The organism is Hydrogenophaga sp. SL48 (genome assembly GCF_021729865.1).
GTDB lineage: Bacteria > Pseudomonadota > Gammaproteobacteria > Burkholderiales > Burkholderiaceae_C > Hydrogenophaga.
Window position 1 is genome coordinate 2413931 of the sequence record NZ_CP063400.1, and the last position, 14966, is coordinate 2428896.

Sequence of the window (14966 nt, forward strand, 5' to 3'; positions counted from 1 at the left end):
GGGGGTGACGCGAAGCGGCGCAGGGGGTGCTTCCCTTCAACGCAGTCCGGCGCAGTTGGCGTAGAAGGTGGTGGTGGCGGGCCAGTCGGAGAACACGCCCATCACGCCCACGTCCTTGGCCAGCACGTCCAGCACACGCAGCATCTCGCCTTCACTGGTGAGCGCCGAGTCCACCGTCTGGTAGTAGAAGCCGTTGTTGCCGTCGGCCAGGATGCCGGCGCGCTCCAGCGACCAGGTGATGAGGCCCAGCCCGGCCGCCTTGGCGTCGCGGGCGGCCTGCGAGGGCACGATCTTGCCCGCAGCGTCGGTGGCCATCAGCGCGAACAGCGGCGGCGCCCAGATGTTGATGCCCATCGACTTGTAGCCCGCCAGCTCGCTGTAGCCGGGCAGGTCGGCCACGGTGTTGGCGTCGTCCAGGTAGACCGCCTGCTTGCCGAACGCGGCTTCATTGCGCACCCAGTACACCACGTCGTTGATGTTGAACGACTGCGGGAACACGTGGCGCGGCGGCACGCCGGCGCGCTTGTACTCGTCGATCATCTTCTGCGCGTAGGCGTCCTGCGTGAAGCCGTCGAACGGCATGGTCACGCTCGCGCTCTTCAGCTCGGGCGTCATCTTCACGCCCAGCCGCTTGAACAGCTCGATGCTCTCGGCGTGGGTCATCAGCGTGCCGCTGCTCGGGCCCGAGTACAGGTCGGTGCGGAAGTTGGCCGTGCCGCCCAGGTACTCGGCGGGGGTGCGGGCGGCGTTGTTGGACGCGTCCATCTTGCCGCGCAGGGTCTTGAACTCGGCCAGCGTGATGTCGCTGGTGCGGCACTCGGCGGTGGCCGGTGTGACCACCTTGCCGGTGGCGTCGAGTGTGGCGGGCACGAAGGGCTTGGTGCACTTGGCCGCCAGCGGCGTGACCAGGATGTTGGTGGTGGTGTGCAGGTCGTTCTGCGCGTGGCGGCAGACCAGCTCCTTGTCCTTGGTGAAGGTCACGTCGCACTCGACGATGCCCGCGCCCATGCGCGCCGCCGCGGTGTAGGACTCCACGGTGTGCTCGGGGAACTGCAGGGCCGCGCCGCGGTGGCCGATGGACCAGTCGCGGGGGGTGAAATGGCCACGCTGTGCACACTGCTTCAGCTGGTTCTTGAGCGGGCTGTCGGCCATGTCGTCCACCAGGAAGAACGGGCGTGGTCCGAGCTGGACATGGGAGGGCCGGTCGGCGTGGCGGCCATGTTTGTCGCCCTGTGGGGCGGCCATGGCGGAGCCACAGACGAACCCGAGCAACAGCAAACCAAGGAGGGGAAGTCGCATGAGGTACCTCAGGAAAGATGGGATGAGAAGGCCGGTGCGCCACGCGGGGCGGGGCTGCTTCATCCTAAGAACGCTGTGTGGCAATGGCGTGGCAGTTTCGGGCGCTGTCGCATTGGCGTGGCCCCGTTGCCGGGTCACACACCGTTCACATTGTCGTCACATGACCGGGGTCTGTGTCCGATATGCTGCCGACACAGGGCGGCAGCCCGGAGGGATCAGCCCCCTGGTCTGCCCGATGGTCGCCTCACATCAAAGACCCGGTGGTGCGGCCGCTGCAGGCGCGAGCGCTGCAGGGCCAGGAACTCCACCAGGCCGGTGGCCCATCCGCAGGCCATCACACCGAGGTGCACCCACCGGTGGGTCTCCTGGCGCTTTTCGCGCCGCTGCAACGGGCTCTGGACGAACATGCGATACCTTGGAAAATGGGGAGTGAACAACACGCTAGTGGCCCCCTGTGACAACAACGTGACGATCACCCCATGAACGCCCACCACCGACCCCTCCCCGAGCTGCAGGCGCTCGAGCAGCTGATCGAACAGGGCGGCGCCCACCTGCAGGCCCGCGAGGTCCGGCGCGTGGGTGTGCCCGGGGGGCCGTCGTTTCCCATCCACGCCATCACCCTGGGCAACCCCGACCCCGGCCTGCCCGCCGTGGGCTACTTCGGGGGTGTGCACGGGCTGGAGCGCATCGGGGCCGAAGTGGTCATCGCCTTTCTGCAGAACATCGTCACCCGCCTGCGCTGGGACACCACGCTGCAACGCCAGCTCGAACGGATGCGCCTGGTGTTCATGCCCATCGTCAACCCCGGCGGCATGTGGGCCGCCACCCGTGCCAACCCACGCGGGGTGGACCTGATGCGCAACGCGCCGGTGGATTCGCTGGAGAAGGTGCCGCACCTGATGGGCGGGCAGCGCCTGAGCGCGGGCCTGCCGTGGTACCGGGGGCGGCTCGGGGACCCGCTGGAGGTGGAGGCCGAGGCCTTGTGCGAGGTGGTGCGCAGCGAGCTGCTGGGCCGCCCGTTCAGCCTGGCGCTCGACTGCCACTCGGGCTTTGGCGTCAGCGACCGCCTGTGGTTCCCGTTCGCCCACACCCGGGCGCCCATTCAGCACCTGGCCGAGCTGCACGCGCTGAAAGACATCTTCGTCCAGGCCCACAGCCAGCACCCTTACATCATCGAGCCGCAGAGCGCGCAGTACCTGACGCACGGCGACCTGTGGGACCACCTGTACCAGCTGGCCTGCGCGGAGCATCCGGCGACCACCTTTCTGCCGCTGACGCTGGAGATGGGCTCGTGGCTGTGGATCAAGAAGAACCCGCGCCAGCTGTTCTCGCGCAAGGGCATCTTCAACCCGCTGATCAACCACCGCCAGCAGCGCGTGCTGCGCCGCCACCAGGCGCTGCTGGACTTTCTCTCGCGGGCCGCGGGCAGCCACGCCCTCTGGGCGCCGACCGCGGAGCAGCGTCCGCAGCGCCATGCCGACGCGCTGGCCGACTGGTATTGAGCGCCCGGGAGACACACACCATGAGCACCTGGATCCTCCTCCGAGGCCTGACGCGCGAAGCGGCGCACTGGGGCCGCTTCACCGCCGAATTCAAACTGGCCCTGCCCCACGCCCGGCTTCACACCCTGGACCTGCCGGGCAATGGCGCACACCACCGCCAGACCAGCCCGCTGTCGGTGGCCGGCATGGTGGCCGCGTGCCGCGACGAACGCGCCCGCCGTGGCATTCAGACCCCGGTGTACCTGCTCGCCATGTCGCTCGGCGCCATGGTGGCGGCCGAATGGGCACGCGTGGCGCCCGACGAACTGGCTGGCTGCGTGCTGATCAACACCAGCATGCGGCCGTTCAGCCCCCTGCCCCAACGGCTACGGCCCGGCAACCACCCGGCCCTGCTGCGCCTGACCCTCGGCCGGGGCACGGCCGAAGCCATCGAACAGACGGTGCTGCAGCTCACCAGCAACCAGCCGGATCAGCTGCAGGAGGTGATTCCAGACTGGGCGGCCGTGCGCCGCCACCGCCCGGTGAGCGCCGGCAACGCCGTGCGCCAGCTGCTCGCCGCAGCCCGCTACCGGGCGCCGCGGCAGGCCCCCGGCGTTCCCCTGCTGCTGCTGTCCAGCGAACACGACCAGCTGGTGGACAGCCGCTGCTCGCAGGCCATCGCCGACGCGTGGCACTGCCCGCTGGTGACCCACCCGGCCGCGGGCCACGACCTTCCGCTGGACGATCCGCGCTGGGTGGCGGACCAGGTGCGGCGGTGGCTGTCTGGCCTGCCCGGGGCCTGACTCACAGCACCTTCTTGCGCAGCACGGCGCTGAGCCGTTCGACCAGCACCACCAGCGCGAAGATCGCCAGGATGATGGTGGCGGCCTCGTCGTAGTTGAACAGGTCCATCGCCACCTTCAGCTCGATGCCGATGCCACCCGCCCCCACCAGCCCGAGCACCACCGACGAGCGCGTGGCCTTCTCCAGGCTGAACAGCGAGGTGTTGATGAACGAGGGCATGGCGGCGGGAAACACCGAACACACGATCAGCGACAACCGGCCCGTGCCCATGGCCGAGAGCGCCTCTTGCGGCCCGCGGTCCACCTCTTCCATGGCCTCGGCGAAGAAGCGGCCACAGAAGCCGATCTTGTCGATGACGATGGCCAGCGTGCCGGCGAACGGCCCCAGGCCCACCGACACCACGAAGAGCAGCGCCCACACCAGGTCGGGCACGGTGCGGAAGAAGGCGATCAGGTGGCGCGCCGCGTGGTGAACCAGCGGATGGGGCGAGAGGTGCGGCGTGGCCAGCACGGCGATGGGCACGCTCAGCAACACCCCGACCACCGTGCCCACGAAGGCCATCTGGAAGGTTTCCAGCAGCGCCCAGCCCACGGCTTCGAGCCGCGCGGTGGACGGCGGCAGCATCTCGCCGGCCAGGCGCGCCATCTGCGGAATGCCGCCCCAGAGGTCACCGAGCGAGACGCCGGTCTTGTTGACCGACCAGGCGAAGAAGCCGAGCACGATCAGCCAGAGCATGAAGCTGGTCGCGCTGGTGCGCTCGAAGCGCTCGGGCATGGTGCGCGAGGCGGGCACCTGGGAGGGGCTATGCATACAAGGACCTCAGTTCGGTCGCGTTCACCTCGTGGCTGAGCGCGTCCAGCACGATGCGGCCGCGCTGCAGGGCGATCACGCGGTCGGCGTATTTCACGGCATGCACCAGGTCGTGCGAGGTGAAGACCATGGTCAGGCCTTGATCTTTCACCAGCCCGGAAAACAGCGCCATCACCTCGTCGCCGGCCACCGGGTCGAGGCTGGCCGCCGGCTCGTCGGCCACGATGAGACGTGGCCGCTGCATCAGGGCGCGCGCCACCGCCACCCGCTGCGACTGCCCGCCCGAGAGCTTGTCGGCCCGGCGCAGCGCGATGTGCGCGAGCCCCACGCGGTCCAGGCAGGCCAGGGCCTCGCTGCGCAGCGCCGCCGGCGCCAGCCCCTGAAACCAGGCCCGCGCCAGCGGGGTGCGCGGCGAGGCACCGTGCAGCACGTTGGAGAGTGCCGAGAGCCGAGGCACCAGGTTGTGCTTCTGGAACACGAAGCCCACCTGCGCACGCAGGCGCCGCAGGGCCGTGGCGTCGAGCCCCGCCAGCGGCGTGCCGAACAGCCGCACCTCGCCGCCGTCGGGCGGGATCAGGTGCATGCAGCAGCGCAGCAGCGTGGACTTTCCGGCGCCGTTGGCACCGATCAGCGCCACCCGCTGGCCGGCCTTCACCTGGAAAGCCACGCCATCGAGCACCGGCACGGTGGCATCAAATCGTTTGGTCAGGCCGCGCACCCAGAGGTCGGCGGGCGGAGCGCTGGTCTCAACGGTCTCGGCCTCGGACAACACCCCGCCGCCCACGAGCGTGGCGGCGGGCGACAACGTGTTCAACATGGTGATGAAGCTGTTGGTGAAGCGGCTGGGGGATCAATCGCCCACGAAGGCGGCGTACTGCGGCTGGCCGATGGTGGTGTACATCTTGCGCACGTAGTTGTAGTCGGCATCGGCGATGCTGGGGATGAACTTCATGCCCTGGAACTTCTGGTTTTCGTCCGGTCCCATCAGCACGGCGGCGATGAGCGCTTCGGAGTTGTCGCTGAAGACCTTTTTCATCTGGCCGACCACGGCGTCGGGCACGTGGGTGCCGGCGAGCAGCACGTCGTTGGGCAGGTCGCGGCCGCGCGCGATCACCTTGAAGACCACGTCAGGGTGCTTCTTGGACAGGCCGGGCAGGTCGGTGCGGTTGATGCCGATGGCGGCCACGTCGCCGCGCTTCATGGCCTCGACCGCCACGTTGCGGTTGATGTGCAGGATCTGCACGTCCTGCCCGGGCTTGAGGCCCAGGTCGGCCAGCACCTGCACAGGAGACAGGTGGCGCGAGGTGGAACCCACGTCACCGAGCGCGACCTTCTTGCCCTTGAGGTCTTCCACCCCGTCGATGCCCGAGCCCACCAGCGTGACCACCGAGCCGTAATACTCGGGGCGGCTGAAGCCCACCACCAGCTTGGCGCCGGTGCGCTTCTTGAACACCACGTACTCGGCCGGGCCAGTCAGCACCAGGTCGATCTTCTTCGCGTTGAGCGCTTCCACCGCGGCGGTGCGGTTGGGCACGGGGAACAGCTCGACCTTCATGCCCGATTTGTCCGAGAGGATCTTCTGGAAGCCGGCGTATTCGCGCTGCAGGTTTTCCAGCCCCACGATGTCGGTGACGGCGAGGCGCAGCGTTTGCGCCTGAACCGAGAAGGCCGTGGCGGTGAGGCCGATCACCGTGGCGGCGGTGGCGAGGTGTTTGGTCCAGTTCATGAGGCAGCTCCAAGTGGTTTAGACAACTTCGAGAGCGTGATCTCGCAGGGTGACAAAGTTGTGTAGACGACATGAATATTTCATGACTTGCATGACGCCGCTTTTTCGTCGTGCCGCTGTCACACAAATGGGGCACGCTGGACAGCTTTTCGAACACGGGGACACCCAACATGAGCACACTGGAGCGCTTTGCAATCACGGGCGGCAGCGCCCTTCTGCCCTCGGGTTTTCAGGATGACGTGGTCATCACGGTGGACCAAGGCGTCATCGTGGAGATCGGCAGCGAGGTCAACGGCGCACCCGTGATGGACGCCCGCGGCCTGCGGGTGATGCCCGGCATCATCGACCTGCACGGCGACGCCTTCGAGCGCCAGATCATGCCGCGCCCGGGCGTGCATTTCGACCTGCAGCTGGCCCTCGCCGAGACCGACCGGCAGCTGGTGGCCAACGGCATTTCCACCGCTTTCCACGGCGTGACCTTTTCATGGGAACCCGGCCTGCGCAGCCGTGACACGCTGGTGCGTCTGATGGCTGCGATGGACGCCGCAGCAGACCACCTCTCGTGTGATGCGCGCCTGCACCTGCGCCACGAAACCTACAACCTGGACGGCGAGGACGAGGTGCTGGGCTGGCTGGCCGAGGGACGCATCGACCTGCTCGCCTTCAACGACCACACGCCCGACATCCTGCGCAAGCTCGGGCACCCGAAAGATGCCATGACGGTGCTGCAGCGCACCGGTCTGTCGGCCGAGGCCTTGCAGGCGCTGGCCGGGCGTGTGGCCGCGCGGCACGACGAGGTCTCCGCCTCCATCAGACGCCTGGCCGCCGCCGCGCTGGCCAACGGGGTGCCCATGGCCTCGCACGACGACCCTTCGCCCGAGGTTCGTTCGTGGTACCAGTCCATCGGCGTCACGGTGTCCGAATTTCCCAAGACCCGCGAGACGGCGGCGCTGGCCCGCGTGTACGGCAACCCGGTGGTGTTTGGCGCGCCCAACGTGGTGCGCGGCGGCAGCCACCTGAACAACGCGGTGTCGGCCTCGGTGATGGCGCGTGCAGGCCTGTGCACCGTGCTCACCTCCGACTACTACTACCCGGCCATGTTGCCGGCGGCGTTCCGTTTGAGCGAAGACGGTGTCTGCGATCTGCCCACCGCCTGGGCCATGATTTCCAGCAACGCCGCCGATGCCGCCGGTCTGTCTGACCGAGGCCGCCTGGCCGTGGGCCTGCGGGCCGACATCGTGCTGGTGCGCACACCGGCCGGTCGGCCACCCAGCGTGGCGGCGCATGTGATCGGTGGTCACCTGGCGTTTGCGGCCAAGGGGGCACCACGTCTTCATGCGCCTTCAACGGCCGTTGCCCTGGACGCGCTCTGACTTTTTGATGGAAGACCTTTTGCAGGCCAAGTCCGAGAGGCAGCACCTCGCGGGCTGCGGCAGGCGCTGCCCGGCGGGGGCTCATCCGGGGTGGTCGGCTGCACCGACTTCGCTGTGTCCGCGCTTCTGGGGCCGGCGCGGCCAAACTCGCTGCGTTCGCTGTCGCTCTCTGCGCTCAGACAGTGGCCGCGAGTCAGACAACGATGCGCGCACTTGCGCGCCCGGCCCCAGAAGCGCGGACACAGCCACCCCGGAAAATCGCCCTCGCCGGGCAGCGCCTGCCGCAGCATGAAGCGATTGGGTATTCCACCGGTCGCGCGCCAACACCTTTTCGGCCAAGGCGTGTGCGCTCAGGGCGCAGCGCGCCTTGTGAGGCGCCGAGAAGCGCAGTGGTTGTGGCCGCGCGCGCAGCGCGCTTCGTCATCTGACTCGTCGCCATTGTTTGAGCGGAGAGAGCGAAGCGAACGCAGCGAGTTTGGCGACGGGCCACGGCCGCGAGCATCGCAGGGCAGTCGGTGCGCAGCGCCGACCGCCGAGCTCAAGCGCTGCGGCCTGAGCGCACACGCCTTGGCACGCGAGGTCTCACCGAACCACCGAGCCGCTGCGCTGCAGCCACACCAGCGCAGCCAGGCCGACCAGGCCAACGCCCGTCGACACCCAGAGGGCGCCGCCCCCGAACTGGTCAATCGCCAGACCAAAGACCAGCGGCGCAAAGGCCTGCGCCACCCGCGCCGGCACCATGAGCAAACCCTGGCGTGCCCCATACCCCTTCGGCCCGAAGATCACCAACGGCAGCGTGCCCTTGGCGATGGTGAGGATGCCGTTGCCCGCGCCGTGCAAGACCGTGAACAGCAGCGCCGCCGGGCCACCCACCACCATCAGCAGCACGGCGCCCACCGGGTGCGCGGCCGTCGCCATCTGGGCCGACAGCAAGGGGTGCACCTTGCGCAAGAAGCCGAACTCCAGCAGCCGGGCCGCCACCTGGGCCGGCCCCACCAGGGCCGCCAGAGCCAGCGCTGCCGCCAGCGTCAGCCCGTGGGACTGCAGCAGGCGCGGCAGGTGGGCCGCCATGGCGGTGCTGGTGAACCAGGTGACGGCGAAGACCAGCGACAGCAGGACGGTGGGCCAGAACGTGGCGCCCGGCGCCACCGCCGGCGCTGGCGCTGGCGCGGCGGTGGGTGACACCACCGCCGCCACCGGGCTCACGCCGGGCGCTGCCGCGCTGCGCGGCAACGAAGCGTTGAGCGGCAGGCCGAGCAGCAGGTGCAGGCCCGCCCAGCACAGGCAGGCGCCGCGCCAGCCGAGCTCGTGCTCCAGCCAGGCGGTGAGCGGCCAACCCACCGTGCTGGCAAAACCGGCGATCAGGGTGATGCCGGTGATGGAGCTGCGCGCGTCGTGGCCGTAAAGGCGCACCAGCGTGGCGAATGCAGCGTCGTACAGACCCGCCGCCATCGCCACGCCGATCAGGCCCCAGGCCAGAAACAGCAGCACCGGCCCCTGCGCCAGCGCCAGCGCCGCCAGCCCCGCCGCGAACAGCAGGTTGGTGCCGATCAGCACCGGGCGCCCCCCGTGGTGGTCGATCAACTGCCCCGCCCAGCGACCGAACACCGCTGAGACGATGAGCGCAAACGAAAAGGCGGCAAATACCGTCGTCACGGACACGCCCAGGTCCGTGGCCATCGCCGTGGCCATCATGGCCGGCAGGTAGTAAGACGAGGCCCAGGCCAGGGTCTGCGCGGTGCCCAGGCGGGCGACCACCGAAGTGCGGTGCGAGATCAGCATGGTGGAGACTTTAAGCCGGCCTGATGCGAACGCGCGGCCAAAGCCCGAGACGCTCCGGAGCGGAATGCCTCACCTCAGGATGCGGAGGAACCGGCTTTGCCGGGCCTCTCGCATCGCCCCCTTGAGGGGGTCGCGCGCAGCGCGGCAGGGGTGGGCCATCAAATCAGGACTTTTCGGATTCGCGAAGAGATCACGTCGATCACGCTCACCGTGACGATGATCATCAGCATCACGGCGCAGGTCTCGGCGTACTGGAAGCCGCGGATGATTTCCCACAGCACGACGCCGATGCCGCCCGCGCCCACCATGCCCACCACCGAAGCCGAACGCACGTTGGATTCGAAGCGGTACAGCATGTAGGAAATCCACAGCGGCATGACCTGCGGGATCACGCCGTAGACGATCTCGTGCAGCGCGCTCGCGCCGGTTGAGCGGATGCCTTCCACCGGCTGCGGATCGATGGCCTCCACCGCTTCCGAGAACAGCTTGGCCAGCACGCCCGCGGTGTGGATCCACAGCGCCAGCACACCGGCGAACGGCCCGAGGCCGACGGCGACCACGAACAGCATGGCGAACACCATTTCGTTGATGGCGCGGAACGCGTCCATCAGGCGGCGCACCGGCTGGTGCACCCACCAGGGCGTGATGTTGCTGGAGGCCAGCAGGCCCAGCGGGATGGCGGTGAGCACGGCCAGCGCCGTGCCCCAGAGCGCGATCTGCAGCGTGACGATGATCTCGCTCAGGTAAAGCTTCCACTGCGAAAAATCGGGCGGGAAGAAATCGGCCGCGTAGGTGGCCATGTTGCCCGAGTCACGGATCAGGTCGAGCGGGCGCATGTCGGCGCCCTTCCACGAGCCCGCCAGCAACAACAAGAGCGCGGCCCACGACAGGTACCAGGTCAGGCTGCGTTTCGGGGCGGGAACCACGGCCGGTGTCAGGCGGTGGACATTGAGCGTGGTGGACATCGTGGTGGAGTTGGAATGAATTTTTTGGAGCACACTTCAGACAAAGACCGTCGGTGGCGGCACGCCACGGACGGTCTTTGATCTGGTGGCAGGACGGTCAGTTCAGCGCGGCCAGCAGCTTGTCGATCTCGGCCAGCTTGGCCAGCTTGTCGGATTCGCTCAGCGCCGTGTCGGACTCGATCTTGTTGCGCTTGCCGAACAGGTCCAGCTGGCGGATCGGCAGCAACTGGGCGTTGGACGATGGCTTGAAGCCCGAGAGCTTGGAGATCTTCACCAGCACCTCTTTTTCACGCGGGTCGGTCTTGCCGTAGGTGAACAGGAAGTTCTTGATCTTGGCCTTGGTGGCCTCGGGCAGGTCTTTGCGCATGACCAGTGGGTCGAGGGCGATCAGGGGCGAGGTCCAGATCACGCGGATGTCCTTGCGCTTCTCGGGGAACTTCTGCGCGATCTTGTCGAGGTTCTCGCTGTTGTTGGTGGCGATGTCGACCTGCTGGTTGGCCACGGCCAGGGCGTTGGTTTCGTGGTTGGCGGAACGCACGATCTTGAAGTGCGTGCGCGGGTCGACCTTGTTCTTGGCGAACACGTAGAAGCTGGGCACCACGAAGCCGGAGGTGGAGTTCGGGTCGCCGTTGCCGAAGCTGTAGCTCTTGCCGTTCTTGAGCACGTCGTCGAGCGACTTGATCGGGCTGTCCTTGTGCACGATGAGGTGCGAGTAGTAGCCGTCGGTGCCGTCGGCGTTGACCATCTGGGCGAACACCTCGCCGCTGGCGCGGTCCACGGCTTCGATGGCCGACTTGTTGCCGTACCAGGCCACGTGCACCTTGTTGAAGCGCATGGCTTCGATCACGCCGGCGTAGTCGGGCGCGAAGAAGGCGTTGACCTTGAAGCCGGTCTGCTTGGCCATGTCGTCGAGCAGCGGCTGCCAGTCGGCCTTGAGGTTCTGCGACGACTCGGTCGAGATGATGCCGAAGTTGATGTCCTGCGCGAAGGCGCCGGTGAGGGTGAGGCCGAGCGCGAGGCCGGCCAGGGTTTTCTTGAGCATGAATGACTCCGTCAGGAAGGGTGGGGAACGGGGAAAGGTGGGAGGAGAACTTGGGAATGAACGCGGCGCTCAGGCCGCTTGCGCCAGCGGTGTCGGCCAGTGGCGCTCGGGCACCGGGGTCAAGGGAATCGGAGCGTGGGCTTGTGGCGCGCCCATCAGCATTTCGTCGGCCTGCATGCCGTAGAGCTCGCGCAACAGGGCCGGGGTGAGCGTCGAGGCGGCACCGTCAAACACCACCTGGCCCTGGTGCAGCGCGATCACGCGCGGGCAGTACTTCAGGGCCATGTCCACCTGGTGCAGCGACACCACCACGGTGGAGCCGTCTTCGCGGTTGATGCGGGTCAGGATTTCCATGACCTTGCGCGAGGATTCGGGGTCGAGCGAGGCGATGGGCTCGTCGGCCAGCACCACCTTCGCGCCCTGCACCAGCGTGCGCGCGATGGCCGCGCGCTGCTGCTGGCCGCCCGAGAGCGTGGACGCGCGCTGGGCGTGGCATTCGGCGATGCCCACGCGGGCCAGCGCTTCGATGGCCATCGCCCGCTCCTGGGCGTTGAACCAGCGGGTCAGGCTGCGCCACAGAGGCATCTGGTGCAGGCGACCGACCAGCACGTTGGCCATCACCGGCAGGCGGTCCACCAGGTTGAACTGCTGGAACACAAACCCGATCTGCGAGCGCACCTTGCGGATGTCGCGGTGCACACGGCCACCCTGCTGCACACACTGGCCGTCGATCTCGATCAGCGAACCTTCGCCCGCATCGGCCACCACCAGGCCCGCCACATGGCGCAGCAGCGTGGACTTGCCGGAGCCGGAAGCGCCGATCAACGCCACCATCTCGCCCCGCTGGATCTCCAGATTGATGTCGCGCAGGGCGTGTTTGCCGTTGGCGAAATGTTTGTTCAGCTGGTGAATGCGCAGGGCGGTTGTCATGGGTGGGCTCCAAAGTCGTCTAGACACGCTGAGTGTGGTTTTGGCCTGTGACAGTCGTTTGACGATTCACAGAAGATTGCAAGTCAGAGCACCCGTTGCCCTTCTCTCCAGACCGCGCGCACCACGCCGTGGCGCACGCCGTTGGGCATGTTCACCACGCGCACCTGCACCAGGTCGGCGCGCAGGCCGGGCTCAATGGCACCTCTGTCATCCAGACCAGTGGCGCGGGCTGGGTTGCGGCTGACGATGGCCACGGCCTCAGGCAGGCTCAGGATCTCGTCGGCCACCAGCCGCAACACGGCGCTGAGCAGGCTGCCCGGCACGTAGTCGCTGGAGAGGATGTCGAGCAGGCCATGGCGCGCCAGGTCGGCCGCGGCCACGTTGCCCGAATGCGAGCCGCCGCGCACCACGTTGGGACCGCCCATCACCGTGAGCAGACCGCGCTCGCGAGCGGCCTGGGCGGCGGCCAGTGTGGTCGGGAACTCGGACATGCTGGCGCCTTCGGCATGCGCCTGCTCCACATGGGCGACGGTGGTGTCGTCGTGGCTGGCTAGCGCGATGCCGTGTTCGCGGCAGTAGTCCACGAAGTAGTCGCGATGCGGCTCGGCGTACTGGGCCTGCAGGCGCTCGGCGTGCGCCACCTGGTGCTCGAACTTTTCCTGGCTCCAGCCCTTCTTGCCGGTGTAGTAGATGCGGGCGTGTTCGATGTTTTCCCACTGGCGCTGGCCCGGCGTGTGGTCCATCAGCGAGATCAGCGACAGGCGCTGATGGCCGTGGAAGGGCTGGAACAGGTCGATGGTGTTGTGCGCCGGCAGCTCGCAGCGCACGTGCAGGTGGTGGTCGGCGCGCAGCACGTTCTCGGCCGTGCAAGCGTCCAGCGTCTGCAGCACCGTGTTCCAGGCCGTGCCGCGCAGGCTTTCGTGGTCGGCATCGCCCACGCCCAACGCGTCAAAGACGGTGGTGATGCCGGCGGCGGCGATCTCGGCGTCGTGCGCCAGCAGCGCCGGCATCTCGGCCCACTGCACCTTGGGGCGCGGCATCAGGTGGCGCTCGAAGTTGTCGGTGTGCACCTCGATGAAGCCGGGCATGAGGTAGTCGCCTTCCAGATCGATGGCCTGCGGCAGCGAACTGTTGCTGGACCCGAATCCGGCAATGCGACCGGCCTCCACCGACAGGCTGCCGGTCTGCACCTCGTCGGGCAACACCATGCGAGCGTTCTTGTACACGATGGGCGGGCTCACTGAGTGATTCATGCGGCGCTCCTGAAATCACCGACGTTGATGCGCCGCGTGGCCACGGCGTCGCCCACATGGGCGTCGTGAAAGATGCCGACCAGCGCGGCGCCGCGCGCGGCGGCTTCCTGGATCAGCTCGATCACGGTGCGGGTGTTGGCCGCGTCGAGCGAGGCGGTGGGCTCGTCCAGCAGCATCAGCGGGCGCGGCTTGATCATGTTGCGTGCGATGTTCACGCGCTGCTGCTCGCCGCCGGAAAACGTGGCCGGTGGCAAGGCCCACAGGCGCTCAGGGATGCGCAGCCGGGTGAGCCAGGCGCGCGCCTGTTCGCGCGCGGCCTCCAGCGCCGCCGGGTCGTCGCCGCTGTCTTCCACCAGCGCTTCGGCCACCACGTCCAGCGCCGACACGCGGGGAATCACGCGCAGGAACTGGCTCACGTAGCCGATGCTTTCGCGGCGCAGCCGCACCAGCTCGCGCGGTGAGGCCTCGGTCACCTCCACCGGCTCGCTGCCCGGGGGCGCCACGGTGATGCGGCCTTCGGTGGCGCGGTAGTTGGCGTAGATGAGCTTGAGCAGCGTGCTCTTGCCCATGCCGGAAGGGCCGTCGAGCACCAGGCATTCGCCGGGGCGCACCTCCAGATCGACGTTGTGCAGCACCGAGAGTTCGGCGCCGTTCTGGTGGTGCAGGGTGAAGCGCTTGGCCACCCCTTTCATCTGAAGCAGGGGTGGGTTCATGGTTGCAGTACCGAAGAGACGAGGAGCTGGGTGTAGGGGTGCTGGGGGTCGTCGAGCACCTGGTCGGTGAGGCCCGCTTCGACCACGCGGCCGCGCTGCATCACCATCATGCGGTGGGCCAGCAGGCGGGCCACGGCCAGGTCATGCGTGACGATGATCGCGGCGAGGTGCATCTGGCGCGTGAGCTGGCGCATCAGGTCGAGCAGGCGGGCCTGCACCGACACGTCCAGCCCCGAGGTGGGCTCGTCCATGAAGATCAGGCGCGGCTGCGTGACCAGGTTGCGCGCGATCTGCAGGCGCTGGCGCATGCCGCCGGAGAAAGTGCGCGGTGCGTCGTCGATGCGGATCGGGTCGATCTCGACACGCTGCAGCCACTCCTCGGCGGTGCAGCGCAGCCGCCCGTAGTGGCGCTCGCCCAGGCCCATCAGGCGCTCGCCCACGTTGGCGCCGGCCGAGACGTCCATGCGCAGGCCATCGGCCGCGTTCTGGTGCACGAAGCCCCAGTCGGTGCGCGCCAGCAGGCGTTGCTGCGCCTGCGACATGCCGTGCACGTCCTGCAGCAGGCCGTCGCGGCCCAGGAACTCGACGCTGCCGGCGTCGGGCGTGGTGCGCGCGGCGATGGCGTTGAGCAGGGTGGTCTTGCCCGAGCCGGACTCGCCCACCACGGCCAGCACCTCGCCCGGCCAGAGATCGAAGGACGCTTCGTGCAGCGCGACATGGTCGCCGTAGCGCTTGGCCACGCCGCGCACGCGCAGCAAAGGGGTGGAAGAAGACAAAGGGGTGTTCAT

The 14966-nt window shown here is 68.1% G+C and carries 15 protein-coding genes; 3 read left to right on the forward strand and 12 right to left on the reverse strand.

Translation table 11 applies throughout. From position 1 onward, the window contains the following. Positions 1-36 precede the first annotated feature (36 nt). Positions 37-1299: a glycerophosphodiester phosphodiesterase family protein gene (locus IM738_RS11430; RefSeq protein WP_236965977.1), complete on the reverse strand. Its 1263-nt coding sequence runs from the start codon at positions 1297-1299 to the stop codon at positions 37-39. A gap of 215 nt (positions 1300-1514) precedes the next feature. After that, a complete protein-coding gene (locus IM738_RS11435) occupies positions 1515-1706 on the reverse strand; it encodes a hypothetical protein (protein ID WP_236965978.1) in 192 nt (63 codons plus the stop codon). Positions 1707-1778: 72 nt separating this feature from the next. On the opposite strand from IM738_RS11435, the gene IM738_RS11440 reads away from it, so the two are divergent. Further along, positions 1779-2801: a M14 family zinc carboxypeptidase gene (locus tag IM738_RS11440; protein WP_236965979.1), complete on the forward strand. Its 1023-nt coding sequence runs from the start codon at positions 1779-1781 to the stop codon at positions 2799-2801. 20 nt (positions 2802-2821) lie between these two features. Next, positions 2822-3583: an alpha/beta fold hydrolase gene (locus IM738_RS11445; protein ID WP_236965980.1), complete on the forward strand. Its 762-nt coding sequence runs from the start codon at positions 2822-2824 to the stop codon at positions 3581-3583. Position 3584: 1 nt separating this feature from the next. Here the strand turns inward: IM738_RS11445 and phnE (IM738_RS11450) are convergent, their stop codons facing one another. From phnE (IM738_RS11450) to IM738_RS11460, 3 genes are read right to left on the reverse strand one after another with little or no spacing between them, the layout of a single operon-like run. Next, on the reverse strand, positions 3585-4394 hold the full coding sequence (phnE, locus tag IM738_RS11450) for a phosphonate ABC transporter, permease protein PhnE (protein WP_236965981.1): 810 nt from the start codon (positions 4392-4394) through the stop codon (positions 3585-3587). After that, positions 4387-5211, reverse strand: coding sequence for a phosphonate ABC transporter ATP-binding protein (locus IM738_RS11455; protein WP_236965982.1), 825 nt, complete (start codon positions 5209-5211; stop codon positions 4387-4389). The genes phnE (IM738_RS11450) and IM738_RS11455 overlap by 8 nt, the downstream gene beginning before the upstream one ends. A 33-nt stretch (positions 5212-5244) precedes the next feature. Next, positions 5245-6120, reverse strand: a complete 876-nt coding sequence (locus tag IM738_RS11460) for a PhnD/SsuA/transferrin family substrate-binding protein (protein ID WP_236965983.1) — start codon at positions 6118-6120, stop codon at positions 5245-5247. Between the two features lie 170 nt (positions 6121-6290). Between IM738_RS11460 and IM738_RS11465 the strand changes: the two genes are divergently transcribed. Further along, positions 6291-7493: an alpha-D-ribose 1-methylphosphonate 5-triphosphate diphosphatase gene (locus IM738_RS11465; RefSeq protein WP_236965984.1), complete on the forward strand. Its 1203-nt coding sequence runs from the start codon at positions 6291-6293 to the stop codon at positions 7491-7493. 582 nt (positions 7494-8075) lie between these two features. Here the strand turns inward: IM738_RS11465 and IM738_RS11470 are convergent. The 7 genes from IM738_RS11470 to phnK form a co-directional block, all read right to left on the reverse strand. Further along, positions 8076-9275 (reverse strand): MFS transporter, encoded by a 1200-nt coding sequence (locus IM738_RS11470; protein WP_236965985.1) that lies wholly within the window; start codon positions 9273-9275, stop codon positions 8076-8078. Between the two features lie 158 nt (positions 9276-9433). Further along, positions 9434-10240 carry a phosphonate ABC transporter, permease protein PhnE gene (gene phnE, locus IM738_RS11475; RefSeq protein ID WP_068166732.1) on the reverse strand — a complete coding sequence of 269 codons (807 nt, stop codon included), beginning with the start codon at positions 10238-10240 and terminating at the stop codon, positions 9434-9436. 97 nt (positions 10241-10337) lie between these two features. Beyond that, on the reverse strand, positions 10338-11282 hold the full coding sequence (phnD, locus tag IM738_RS11480; protein WP_236965986.1) for a phosphonate ABC transporter substrate-binding protein: 945 nt from the start codon (positions 11280-11282) through the stop codon (positions 10338-10340). Between the two features lie 69 nt (positions 11283-11351). Next, positions 11352-12212 (reverse strand): phosphonate ABC transporter ATP-binding protein, encoded by an 861-nt coding sequence (phnC, locus tag IM738_RS11485; protein ID WP_236965987.1) that lies wholly within the window; start codon positions 12210-12212, stop codon positions 11352-11354. A gap of 83 nt (positions 12213-12295) precedes the next feature. Then, on the reverse strand, positions 12296-13465 hold the full coding sequence (locus IM738_RS11490) for an alpha-D-ribose 1-methylphosphonate 5-triphosphate diphosphatase (RefSeq protein ID WP_236965988.1): 1170 nt from the start codon (positions 13463-13465) through the stop codon (positions 12296-12298). After that, entirely contained in the window at positions 13462-14178 is a 717-nt protein-coding gene (gene phnL / locus IM738_RS11495) for a phosphonate C-P lyase system protein PhnL (protein ID WP_236965989.1), read from the reverse strand. Before phnL ends, IM738_RS11490 begins: the two co-directional genes overlap by 4 nt. Further along, positions 14175-14966 carry a phosphonate C-P lyase system protein PhnK gene (gene phnK, locus IM738_RS11500; RefSeq protein ID WP_236965990.1) on the reverse strand — a complete coding sequence of 264 codons (792 nt, stop codon included), beginning with the start codon at positions 14964-14966 and terminating at the stop codon, positions 14175-14177. The genes phnL and phnK overlap by 4 nt, the downstream gene beginning before the upstream one ends.